9 protein-coding genes are annotated in these 12,802 nt (G+C 40.5%); 2 read left to right on the top strand and 7 right to left on the bottom strand.

The genetic code is table 11. From position 1 onward, the window contains the following. Positions 1–324 precede the first annotated feature (324 nt). On the top strand, positions 325–1,617 hold the full coding sequence (locus TY87_RS17390) for an OmpP1/FadL family transporter (protein ID WP_100188055.1): 1,293 nt from the start codon (positions 325–327) through the stop codon (positions 1,615–1,617). 126 nt (positions 1,618–1,743) lie between these two features. Here TY87_RS17390 and TY87_RS17385 read toward each other — a convergent pair whose 3' ends face one another. From TY87_RS17385 to TY87_RS17360, 6 genes are all read right to left on the bottom strand, one after another. Further along, a complete protein-coding gene (locus TY87_RS17385; protein WP_100188054.1) occupies positions 1,744–3,987 on the bottom strand; it encodes a GGDEF domain-containing phosphodiesterase in 2,244 nt (747 codons plus the stop codon). Positions 3,988–4,098: 111 nt separating this feature from the next. Then, on the bottom strand, positions 4,099–5,205 hold the full coding sequence (locus TY87_RS17380) for a DUF1513 domain-containing protein (RefSeq protein WP_100188053.1): 1,107 nt from the start codon (positions 5,203–5,205) through the stop codon (positions 4,099–4,101). A gap of 6 nt (positions 5,206–5,211) precedes the next feature. Continuing rightward, complete coding sequence (locus TY87_RS17375) at positions 5,212–6,270, bottom strand: imelysin family protein (RefSeq protein WP_100188052.1); 1,059 nt, start codon at positions 6,268–6,270, stop codon at positions 5,212–5,214. After that, positions 6,270–7,649 carry a di-heme oxidoreductase family protein gene (locus tag TY87_RS17370; RefSeq protein WP_100188051.1) on the bottom strand — a complete coding sequence of 460 codons (1,380 nt, stop codon included), beginning with the start codon at positions 7,647–7,649 and terminating at the stop codon, positions 6,270–6,272. Before TY87_RS17370 ends, TY87_RS17375 begins: the two co-directional genes overlap by 1 nt. A gap of 90 nt (positions 7,650–7,739) precedes the next feature. After that, positions 7,740–9,035 carry an imelysin family protein gene (locus tag TY87_RS17365; protein ID WP_100188050.1) on the bottom strand — a complete coding sequence of 432 codons (1,296 nt, stop codon included), beginning with the start codon at positions 9,033–9,035 and terminating at the stop codon, positions 7,740–7,742. A gap of 102 nt (positions 9,036–9,137) precedes the next feature. Further along, positions 9,138–9,722 (bottom strand): hypothetical protein, encoded by a 585-nt coding sequence (locus tag TY87_RS17360; RefSeq protein WP_100188049.1) that lies wholly within the window; start codon positions 9,720–9,722, stop codon positions 9,138–9,140. A 346-nt stretch (positions 9,723–10,068) separates the two neighbouring features. On the opposite strand from TY87_RS17360, the gene TY87_RS17355 reads away from it, so the two are divergent. After that, the gene (locus TY87_RS17355; RefSeq protein WP_100188048.1) at positions 10,069–11,247 is read left to right on the top strand and encodes a BaiN/RdsA family NAD(P)/FAD-dependent oxidoreductase; all 1,179 of its coding nucleotides are present in this window, start codon (positions 10,069–10,071) and stop codon (positions 11,245–11,247) included. Between the two features lie 53 nt (positions 11,248–11,300). Here TY87_RS17355 and TY87_RS17350 read toward each other — a convergent pair whose 3' ends face one another. Further along, positions 11,301–12,785 (bottom strand): GntP family permease, encoded by a 1,485-nt coding sequence (locus TY87_RS17350; protein ID WP_100188047.1) that lies wholly within the window; start codon positions 12,783–12,785, stop codon positions 11,301–11,303. Positions 12,786–12,802 lie beyond the last annotated feature (17 nt).

Raw genomic sequence — 12,802 nt, 5'->3', positions numbered from 1 at the left:
TCGGGAGTTCGAACCTCTCCACACCCACCATATCGTTAATTATTCCCTATTTATTTTCCTACCTAATCAAAAATCTTATTCAGCTCAAAAATTTACCTTCCTTCGTATTTTTTATGGTAAATCCCTCAAAATTATTTTTTATATTGTAAGTTTATCTATTACTTATCATTATTTTTCCTTTTTAGCCTAATATTGTGTAAATATTGTATTGCGTAAGAAATACTTGCTGGTAATATCAGGCTATGTGCTTCTATACTTGAAGCGTATAAGTGACACAATGATAAAAAATAAAATTTCCAATAAAAATAACAATGGAGCTTATTTATGACTACTTCCTCAAAATTCATGTTTAGAGCAAGTCTTGTTGCGGTCTCTGTGGCAGCAGCGTCATCAGCTTATTCTGCAGGTTTTGCTTTAAATGATCACAGTGCTACAGCTTCAGGTAAGGCCTTAGGTGGTGTAGCGGCTTCTAATGAAGATATTTCTGCCAGCTTCTGGAACCCTGCGCTCTTTGTAAATGCTAAAGAGACAACAGTTTATGCATCGGGTGCTTATGTCATGCCAAGTATGGATGTGACAGTAAATTCTGCATCAGATGCTCAGGGTACAGATTTAACTGCAGATGGCGCGACAAATGATTCTGTTGATAATACTTTAGTTCCTGCTTTCTATTTTGCGAAACCTATTAATGATAAGACTGTGGCTGGCATCTCGTTAAACGTACCGTTTGGTTTGTCGGGTGATTATGGTCAAGATTGGGCTGGCCGTTTTCATGCTACGGAAACAGCAATTCAAGATATTGCATTAAGTTTTGCTCTTGCACATCGTATGAATGATTGGGTGTCATTAGGTGCGAGTATTCAAGTGCATCGTGCGGAAGTTGTCTTAGAATCGTCTGTAGGTGCAGTTAATGCTCCTTTAAGAGAGGGCGTTGGTCGCATTGAGGCGGACGATATAAGTTACGGATATAGTTTGGGTGTGGCATTAGAACCAAGAAAAGGTACACGTGTAGGTTTAGGGTATCGTAGTGAAGTGGATTTTGATTTCAAGGGTGATGTAAAATATACTGATGTGAATAGCGCTTTAGCAGGATATGCTAAACTTTCTGATGCTTCTGTAAGTGACTCAATTACTTTTCCCTCAGTACTGGCATTGAGTGTTGAGCAGGATTTGACACCCAAATTAGTGTTAGGTCTTACTGCTATTAGAACGGGTTGGGGGTCAATGGATGGTATTAATATTGACTTTGATAGCGCGCAAAGTAACTCAGTACTTACTTTTGGTTTTGAAGATCAATGGATGTATTCTGCGGGCTTGACTTACTTCTACTCTGATAAGTTGACCTTACGGACTGGTGTTGCTATGGATAATTCGCCTGTTACTGATGAGTATCGTTCTGCTCGTACACCGGATGGTGATCGTAAATGGATCTCTATTGGCGGGACTTATAACTTCAATGATATGACATCGGCTACCTTCGCCTTTACCCATGTGATGATAGAGGATGTTTCAGTTAATCGTAGTGGTTTAACTGAAGATTCTGCTCGTGGGAAGTTAAACGCAGATTATGAATCCTCAGCCAATGTTGTCTCTGTTGCTATGAACATGGCGTTCTAAGTCATCCCTTCATAGTTATTGCACTTTAAAAAAGCCAGAATTCAATTTGAACTCTGGCTTTTTTGTGTCTGGCATTTGATGATATTTTGAGGAGGGCGTTGTTTTTATTACTTTTGATAAAGTGTCTTAATATACCATGCGCAGTTCTTTTGCTTTGGCGTTATCTCTTTCTGTCCAGTCTGACATAGGGGAAGGTTTGGCAAAGTAATAGCCTTGTAGTGTCTGGCAGCCTAGTGCTGCCAGCAGATTAGCTTGTTCTTTGGTTTCGATACCTTCTGCAATCACTTTCATGCCAAGTGATTCTGCTAGTTGTATGGTGGATTTCACTATATCTACATGACGTTGATCGCCAGGCAAGGGAGAAACAAAACGACGGTCTATTTTGAGAATGTTAGCGGGAATGTCTACAAGCTGTCCCAGTGACGCCTGACCTGTGCCAAAGTCATCAATGGCAATTGAGTAGCCATATTGAGATAAGCTTCTTAAACGCTTGTGTATAAGCGGGTGAGTCATTACTGGGCTGGTTTCTGTAATCTCAAGTTCTAACATATCACTCAACCATGGGTTATCAGCAATCAATGCCATCAACAGAGCAAAAAATGAATCATTCATAAGTTCTTGCCCAGCCAGATTAAAGGCTATTGGAGTATGAATATGCTCTTTATGCCATTCTGTGAGAGTGCTTACGAGTTCGCGTACTAGGTTTTCGGCAAGTAGCGGAAGTAAGCCTAATTTTTCTGCGATTTTAATGAAAGTGGTAGGTGGAACAAATTGTCCATCACATTGCCATCTAGCGAGAGCCTCAAAGGAGCGGATTTGTCCATTTGGCGATACTTGTGGTTGTAGCCATAATACTATTTTTTTATTTTTAATGGCTGTACTCAACTTTAGGCCAAGCTTGTGTTCTTCAATGAGTTTTTGTTCGAGGCTGTGGTTGTAGTATGAGAATCTATCTGTACTTGTCGAATACTCTAATGCCATTTCACAGTGTTCTAATAGTTCTTCTGCCGTTTTACCGTCGGTATGGTAATAGGCTATACCAACTTGATAGTCCATATTTAATCTATTGCCATCAACTGTTATCTGGCTAGGTAGTACAGAATGTATGAGGGCAGATAGGTTTTTTTGAATTAAATAAGCTTGTCCTAATGGTACAAAACAGGAAAATTTTACGCCTCGTAAGCGACCAATAATGGCTTGTTCGGATAGCTTTTTTTGCAGTGTTTTTGAGAAATTGAGAATAACTTTGTTGGCGTTATCTTTACCGTATTGTTTATTTAGTAATTTAAACTGGCTGATACGGATAATGAACATAGCACCAGTTAAGTGATTGTCTTGCTCATCAATGCGTTGATTTACTTGTCTACAGAAGTGTCTATGGTTAGGTAAAAGTGTGAGTAAATCAAAGTGTGCTAAACGACTGTTAGTTTGTTGTGTGTTTTCAAGTTCTTGCTGTATTGCTTTTAATTGAGTCGTGTTTTGCAAATGAAGAACATAATAACCATGTTGGGTTAACGATGCTCTACGTATCTCAATGTGTATGTTTGTTTTTTGCTTTAGTGTGCATTCCGCTATGTTTGATTGCCAAAAAAAACGACCAGTTTCACCAAGAGGAGATAGCCAATCAGTAATGGTTGAATCTGATATGTTTTTTTGTGGGGAATCTGTAAGTAACTCACGAACTAATTGATTAGCTTTGAGGATTTTGCCTCGTTGATCGCAAAGTAAAGTAGGCGTCCCTGTGTTCTCAAAAAATTCCTCATACATGGCGTAATTATCATTAAGTTTTTGATAAAGCAATCGCATGTGAGAGGTGTTGTTTTCGAGAGTTTGAATAATTCTTGAGACTGCGAAAGGTAAGCCAATGTTCAGTGTAACAAACGTGAGTAACTGAAAATAGAAAGAAGATGCGATGTCTATTTGGGTGTTATCACTAGTCACCAAGTAAAAAGGATAGATATTAATAATCATCGCTACTAAGGAGGCTTTAAAGCTGAAAAGCAAGCGAGTAATGAGTGGCAAAGAATATAGAGATACTAAAGCGTATTTTTCAGCATGAAATTCATCGCTGAACGCCAGTAGCAGAAAGCTTGTTGTGATTAGAGTGATAAGAAATAAAACTGCTGTAATCTTTGTGTGTTTTTTACTGAAGTAAAGTAGCCCTCCGAGAAGACATAAATACACGCTATTGATTCCTAAAAAGGAGAGGTCTCTTGGGATAAATAACGAATGTATTTCTGACACTATAAAGATGCAGGTCGTCAGCGCGAGTAAAATTCGTAAAGCGTTTTGCTGGAGTGCTTTTTCATCGCCTCCTGCAGATTGCGCTGAATCAACCAAAAAATAATTTTTAAGAAAATTGATAAACATTAATAAACTTCATAATGCGAAAAAATAAGCCGCAGTTATTTGCGGCTTTCAATAGACAGTACCTAAAAATCAAGAATTTGACTATGCCAGTTTATAATTTAAATTAAAAAATCATGTGTTTATTTGTCGTAAATGATTGTCCCAATGTAAGGTTGTGTATTTTTTGAGCTCTTTGCTGACGTTTTGTACAGGATTGCTTTTTAGTTGAGAGCCAATACCGCTTGTTAGTAAAAATTCATGGGCGTTGTCTGTAGCAACCAGACCGCAAACATCTCGGCAGTTTTCCACTCCTAAGAAGGTTTTTGAGCTCACATGCCAGTAGGCAACTAATCCACCTCTAGGTGTACTTATAGCAAGTATTTCACCTGAGCTATCGAAGCAAACGCTGCCACAGTACTGTTTAAATCTAACTCTCACTTCTTCTGGAATAGGCAGATATTCTAGTTCTAACTGATCAAGACGAGATAGGGCAACTAATGGTACTTGGTCCCACATTTCGCCTTGATATTGAAAACCTAATGCAACGATTCCTTGTTGGTTTACATCAAGGTGTCGGATGCTCAATTGGTGTAAATCATCGCTATTGGCAGACTGATTTAAAATGCTACCATCTTTTAGATTTAGATAAGTAACGTTTGGCTTCATGGTATCCAGATTTAAGATTTTTCGGTCTTCGTCTGGATGAGTCATCAATCCACCATTGGCAATCACTAATACTTGGTCATTTAAAAGAACGGACTCATGAGGGCCAATACCATTACTGTTAAAAGATTGAATCACCTGGCCACTTGGCCAATCGCGCACAAATATTTTACCTTGTCCGGATGGGTAGTGGTTTTCTTGAGTGATTAGGTGTTTGCCATCAGTGGTAAAAAGAGCGTGACCATAAAAATGATGTTCTTTAATAGGCTCGATTCTCGTTATTCTTTGATGAGTCGATACATTAAAGAAATCTATAAAAAAACCAGGCCTTCGGGCAACAATACCAACAATGCTTTGGCTAGGGTGGACAACCGGAGCGTGTGCTCTATCTAAAAGTTGAACATTCCATACTATGTCGCCTTTTTCATCGAATAGACCAAAAAAATGTTCTTGTTTATTCAAGGAATATGCGGAGGCGTAAAGTTTCTTACCTGCATCCTGTTGGGTTAATGTTGCCCATGATGGTGCAGTAATGACTGCGCCACTCATCGCAAGGAAAGACCGTCTTGAAAGCATCTATGGTTAGTCTCCGTCTCTGCTATTAAAGCCTATCTGGAAGCCTAGTTGAGTAACCATACTGGCGAGATAAGACTGGCTATTAGATATCGATTTCACTAAAGGTTTCGCTAGAGCAATACGATCTTCTTGTGTATGGTTTGCATGGAAAAAATCACTCGGTAATTGAAGTGCTAATTTAATATTCTGCGTTAGTTGTACTTCAAACTGTTCAGCTAGCTCAGGATTTTTCTGTTTGGCGATTTCATACAAAGACGGTGAGCCTGCATGATAAATCTCACGATATGACTGCAAATTCTTTTGGATGGCTCTTAAGGAAAGATCGCTTCGGTAAAATTCGGCAAGTTTTAGGTTTTCACGGCTGTTATAGCCTATCGGGGTTTCAAGCTTGGCGTCTTTAACCGCCGACATATGCTCGATCCATTGCTGTAAAAACAATTCTAGTGCGACTTTTTCTGGATCAAAGCCAGTACCTTCTTCGTCAAATACCCAATCTTGTGCTGTTCCGTTTTGCCATTGCTTTGCGACAGCGTCAGCACTTTCTAAGTGATGAGCTGTGACTTTTTCAAGCAAACGACAATGCTCGGCAGATTGTATTGGCTCGAAATCAGGGTGGTAAAGCAAACTTTCGATTGCCGTTAAGCCGCGTACCGCAATACTCGCTGATGTCCAGAATTTTGGTGCATCCATAACTGCAGGATCGCCTTGTGCTAGAGCTCTTAGTTGACGTTGAGTGACGCCTTTTTTGTCGGGCCAATACTCAAAAGCGTAGTAACGCATAAAGTAAGTGACGGGGCCAAAGTTTAGCCACTGAACCTGCTGCCAATCCAACGCATTGGTCTGGAACGCGTCTTGCGCGTCATGAAGTGTTTCTTTAGATGGTGAAGCACAGAGTGCATCTGTGCGTTGTTGTAATGTCTTTGATGATTCAGAATAGGATTCATAGCCTTGTTTGACCACGTTGGCTACGATGCCGTCGAGTGGACCTTCCCACTGACCAGCTAAGGCAAGCAGAGGTGTGGAAGCGCTAATGGCTAGGGCTATTAGCTTAGGAAAATGTTTCATTAAAGCGACTCCAAAAAGTAAATGAGTTTTTTGCGTTGTTCTTTGTTTAGATTCTTATAAAATTCTTTGCTACGTTTAGCTTCTCCGCCATGCCAAAGAATGGCTTCTTCTATTGTTCGAGCACGACCATCATGCAAGAAGCCAACACGGCCTGAGATTTTTTCAGATAATCCAATGCCCCATAATGGCGCTGTTCGCCATTCGCTCGAGGATGCTGAAAAGCTTGGAAATCCACTAGCGAGTTCTGGTCCCATATCGTGTAATAGCATGTCTGTAAAAGGGTAAAAAGTACGATTATTTAATACCGCAAAATCTGAATTATTGCCCGTTTTCATTTTGGGAATGTGACAGCTAGCGCAACCTCCTTCTTCAAAAAAGCGCTTTCCGTCTAAAAAAATGTCGCTGGTTAGATTACGCATTGCTGGAGGTGAAGACAATGATACAAAAAGATCGACCAATCTAGCTTGCTGTTTATCGACTTCCAAATTATCTAAATGTGGACTGTTACCATTTGGGCTTTCCATGCAATCGCGTTGAAAAGCAGTGCAGTCGCCCGACGGTGACGGATTAAGCGGCGTCGATAGTCCTAAATCGGTATTAAATGCAGACTGATTTTGCGCGCTAACACTTGCCACAGAGGCTTTATAGCCAAAACGACCAATGACCTTTTTTTCACCATTGAATATCCAGCTGACACGTCCACTAATGCCATCGTTATTTGTATCGTCAGGATCGGCGCCAGATATAATTATTTCGTCAGGAATGTTATCTAATAACCCCATTCCAACCAAAGCTGGTGATACCAGCATGGTAAAGCCAGTGTTGCTTTCGAAGTCGCCATAATTAAGCTTGCTCCAATGAAGTTTGGGTTTTCTTAGTTTGACTTCTGTACCATCGTCTAGTGTTTCAGTGTACGTACTGTAGGTGAGGTAATAATCGCCTTCAGGCGAAATACCTGGAGAGCTTTGGCCTTGTAACTGATGTCCATAACGTTTGTCGCCAATGTGAGGATAGATTTTATTGGTCTTGTTGTCGTAAGCAGGGTAAGACTTTCCTAGCTTAATTAAAAAAGAAGGAACGGATGCGCCACTTATATTCGCTTCTGGAGCGTGACCACGACCATTATTGACATGGCAATTATTGCACGAGCGAGTATTAAATAGCGGACCTAAACCATCGCTAGCGGTCGTCGAAGAGGGTGCTGGTACCCAAAACTTTTGAAATACACCTTCGCCAATATGAAAGTCGAGTTTGTCTTCAACCTTAATTCCTACAAGAGGTGTTGAATAATCACTGGCTACAGCTGTGTTCTGAAAACAAAAAAAGCTGGCGTAAACGCCAGCTACTAGAAAAATACCATTTCTTACATTTGCTGTCATAAATAGACAAATACCATTAACTGACTAAATGACACATCTTCCTTGGTATCCCATTCGTTAATTTTATAGGGTGGCAGATTATTCTGCTCTCTATTGAAATACCGCACTTGGGTTGTCTAAGCTGTCTGACCCTTCAAGAGCAATACCTTCAAGGTTCAACTCATGAATGACTTCTTCAGTAGTACGTGTTTCATTAACTAATGAATCAACAAAGTTTTGTACCAGTTGATTGCCTTTAGTGTTATTCATCGCAATTAGAACATCAAAGGTCTGGCCTTTTTTAGCGGCATCTACCATTGCCTGTGCAGCAGCTTCTGTTTCGTTTAGCTTTTGCTTCATTTCTGTGTCTAACTGAGGGTTTTGCTTAGCGACAAGATCAGATAGAGATGCACCTTTAACCCAGCTACCGTCTACACGTTTGTACTCACCTAGATAGGCATTTTTGATGCCTTTAGCGTCATAGTAGTGTGACCAATGTGTATTGTCAGAGAAGCAGTCATGTTCTTCTTCTGGGTCGTGCAACATCAAACCAAGTTTAGTTCTTTCGCCACCTAATTCGCCATATGCCAAACTTCCCATACCGGTAAGAATAGTAGATAGGCCTTGTTCTGGTGATTGTTCCAATAATGCAACACGTGCAGCGCCACCTTGTTTCCAATTATTCGCCATTTCTTCTAAATCGGAAATAAGCAAATCGGTAGCCGCTACTAAATAGTCACGGCGACGATCGCAGTTGCCATTTGAACAATTATTTAGATCAAAATCCGTAGCAGGACGTTCGCCCGCTCCAGGATTAGTGCCGTTTAGATCTTGACCCCATAGTAAAAACTCAATGGCGTGATAACCACTAGCGACATTTGCTTCTACGCCATCAGCTTCTTGAAGGCTGTCGGCAATAAGTGCAGGAGTAATATTGGTTGTATCTATTTTCACGCCGCCAATCATCAAACTTGTAGAGGCGATAACATTTGCAGCATAAAGAGGGTTTAAATCGGATTCGGTTCCGTAGCTGTCTGCTGCAACGTAATCGATCAGGCCTTCGTCTAATGGCCAAGCGTTAACTTTACCTTCCCACTCATCCACAATTGGATTGCCGAAGCGATAGACTTCGCTTTGCTGATAAGGAACACGAGCAGCAACCCATGCAGTACGAGCGGCTTTCAAGTTTACTTCTGTAGGATTAGCTAAGAATGTATCAATAGAGGAACGAAGTGTTTTTGCAGTTGTTAAAGAGTCACCATAAACAGCTTCGGCAATATCAGCATAATGAACGACAACTGAATCTGCTGTGATAACGCTAGATTCTTTTTTTACGGTAGCTGGTCCGCAGGCTGTAAGCATCGCACCTGTAACGCAAATTGCGATGGGGGTTAACAATCGTTTCATGTCTGAAGCTCCAATATTATTTTGTTAAAGTATAATATTAGAAATGAAAACGATTATCAATGACTGTCTTTGCACATTTTTTACATTAATAGTGGGGAACTATTAATTCCCACACTGATATTGAAAGGTATTGCCTGCCGTATTGTGAAGATCATATTCACATGCTTTATCTCTTAAAAGATTCTGTCCTTCCCAAGAAACACTCATGCTGATTGGTGATTTGTTCTTATAGCTAGGAATGAATCGATACGCTGCAACTACATCAATACTGCTGTTAGCCCCTAACTGAATTGACTGCCCAATAAGTCGCTGACGAGTTTCAGTGTTATATAAGGTGTAATCCGTAGTGTATTCCTGATCACCGTTTGCGTGAGAGAAATTCAACCAAATCTTACGATAGGTTTGTGGTTCAGACGTCGGATTAGTAAAGCGTAATTTCGTATAGATAATTTGAGAACTGGATAGGCTTGTTTGTGCATTTTGGCTGACTTTAACATAAGAAGAGCTTGCTTCCTGCCAAGGCATATTAGTACCAAATGATGCATCAACAATCTGAATGCTTTCTTTTGCAAAATGTGTTTCTGCAAATTCAACTAGATCCTTTGCTGGCGCGTACAAAGCTAAGGCGATGATGCCAAAAAGTGCAACTTTATGAATAGTATGAGTAGGGCTTATTAGCTTGATCATATCCACATCCTTAAAATATCTTTACTGTTTATTTATACAGTACTGTATATTCAGACAGTGTATTTGTACAGAGTCTTTTTTAAAAATAGTTTGCATTTCTCAAAAAAATTTCTTGGTTTTGGTCTGTTTGATGTTTTTAAAAAAATTAATAAATAATGTTTGATTTTATTTAGTGCATTGAATTTTAAGGGAATATTCATGATTCCCACAGCCTTCTTAACGGTTTCTGTGGACAAGATTTTGTAATTCTTTTTTTGCTTTTATTTGGCGAAAAACACACCCGATTCGATGGTAATAAATGACCCAGACACTATAATGCAGCCACAAATAAGTGATGGGGTAGGTTGTGGATAAAGTTGATGTGATCGTAATTGGTGCCGGAGCGTCTGGTTTAATGTGTGCGGCAACAGCAGGCTACCGAGGTAAAAAAGTGGTGGTGTTGGATCACGCAAATAGAGCAGGTAAAAAAATTCTTATGTCTGGTGGAGGTCGTTGCAATTTTACTAACATGGATGCTGCTCCTAAACATTTTTTATCTGACAACCCATACTTCTGTATTTCTGCGCTACGTCGTTTTTCGTCGCAAGACTTTGTTGATCTAGTGGATCGTCATGGTTTAGATTATGTGGAGAAAACTCCAGGACAATTATTTTGTGAACATTCCGCAAAAGACCTGCTTGATATATTGCTGACAGAGCTTGAATGGTCTGGGGCAGAGTTAAAGTTAAATACAAAAATTCATAATATTGATTTTCAAGACGGGCAGACCGTTATTAAAACTAACCAAGGGGACTTTACTTGCGAATCCCTCGTGGTTGCCACTGGTGGTTTGTCGATTCCAACCATGGGTGCAACAGGCTTTGGTTACGACATCGCTAAACAAGTCGGACACAATATTTTACCAACTCGTGCTAGCTTAGTGCCTATTACGGTACAACCAGATCGTAAAGCACAACTAGCTGAATTGTCAGGTATTGCGTGCGAGATCTCCGCAACAGCAAGTGGTGTGACTTTTCAAGAGCCAATGCTGTTTACTCATCGTGGCGTAAGTGGCCCATCTATTTTGCAAATAACCAATTTTTGGCAACCGGGCGAAGCGCTCAACATTAATATCGCACCGACTTTATCGTTAGACGACTTACTTGCTGTGCGCCAAAGTACTCCGAAAAAAAGCTACGAAGGATTCTTATCAAATTTATTACCAAAGCGATTGGTAGAGCTAATTAAAATAGAATTCCCTTGGTTAACCGAGCGAAGCGCACAAACATCCAACGATCAAATCGACAGCCTGTTTCATTATCTTGCCAACTTTGACATCGCTCCTAATGGTACCGAAGGCTATCGCACCGCAGAAGTAACTCTAGGTGGCGTAAACACCAACGAAGTCTCCTCGAAAACCTTCGAATCACAAAAACAAAAAGGGCTTTATTTTATTGGTGAAGTGCTCGACGTAACAGGTTGGCTTGGTGGTTATAACTTCCAGTGGGCATGGGCGAGCGGGTTTTGTGCAGGACAGTATGTTTAAAAAAAAGCCGACATTTCATTGTCGGCCCTTTGATGCTTATTTAATTATATCTATTAAGCTGTTTTGATTTGTGACTTGCTTTGGCTTTTCACAAACAAGATACAGCCAGCTAATACGAGTAAGGGTAGTACAGGATCGTAGATGCTGCCTAGGCTGCCGAATATTAGGTTCAGGATCATGATAAGTGATCCACCAATAGCCCAAGCTATTGTTGTTGGAACAGTCCAGATCACCAACTGTTTTTTCACTTCAGTAACGCCCATCAAACGGTTAACAATGTGGAATAGGCTGTCATTAAAGTAACCAGCGAACAAACTCCCCATAGTTGCGGCAGACGCAGCAAACAGCATGTTAACGCCTTGCATTTCTGCTAGTACTGGCGCTGAGATAGAGGCTGCAGTAATCATCGACACCGTGCCGCTTCCTTGGATGATTCTAACTAAGGTCGCAATAATGAACGGGATCATGATTGGCGATATAGAAAGAGCAACAATTTGGTTAGCAATTTCTGCACCTGCGCCAGATTCACGTAATACGCTGCCTAATGCACCACCTGCGCCTGTTACCAAAAGAATGATGCCACAAGTAGATATGCCTTCTTCTAGTTTCCGGGTTGTTGTCTCTTTATCCAAATAAGGCGTTAGCGTATACACAGCAAGTAATGTACTGATTGAAAGCGCAATAATAGGATTACCAAGGAAGTTAAAAGCAACACCAACGACGCTAGTAGATAAGCCTTCCATACCAAATTGTTTCTCGGCAAGACTCATAAGCGACTTAATCAAAATTAGGACGATTGGAACCACAATCGGCATGATTGATTTAATCAGCGAAGGAAGTTCTTTTGACTCCTTAGAAGCCATGTAATCATCATGGATTTTCTTAAGATCATCATCAGCGGCTAAAGTTGGTGAAACTGAAAATTCAGGGAAGTGCTTTTCCAACCAGCGAGCATACAAAACAATACCGTATACACAAGGAATGGCGATTAACAGACCAAAACCAAGCATAGAGGCCAAGTCAACATTAAAGATACTTGCTACACCCAATGGGCCAGGTGTTGGTGGAATACAGTGATGGGCAACAACCAAACCACCAGCAAGCGCTACTGTTAAGGTTAAGATAGAGCGATCGGATTTTTTTGCTAAAGACTTAGCAATCGGGTACAAAATTATCAGTGCGCTGTCCACAAAAACAGGAATACTGACGATGTAGCCTGTAATGGCTAAAGCCATTTCCTCTTTTTTCTTCCCTAGCCATTTGATGAAGTGATAGGCAATCGATTCACCGGCACCAGAGGTTTCTAAAATCGCTCCCATCATGACGCCCAAACCGATAACAATACCGATACCGCCTAATGTTCCACCAAATCCTTTACTGATGGCTGACATGGTTTCATCAACACTCAACCCACCGATTAAACCGGCAATGCATGCTGCAATTAGCATGGCAATTAACACATGAACTCTCGTTCTTAATACTAAAAATATTAAAACGAATACAGCTATTATTAAGCCGATTACAGATATAGGTAGCATGGTTTTATTTCCTTTAT

The sequence above is a fragment of the Marinomonas sp. BSi20584 genome (assembly GCF_002792415.1).
Lineage (GTDB): Bacteria > Pseudomonadota > Gammaproteobacteria > Pseudomonadales > Marinomonadaceae > Marinomonas > Marinomonas polaris.
Note: the sequence above shows the minus strand (reverse complement) of the source record. Positions and strands in the feature narration are given on the sequence as shown.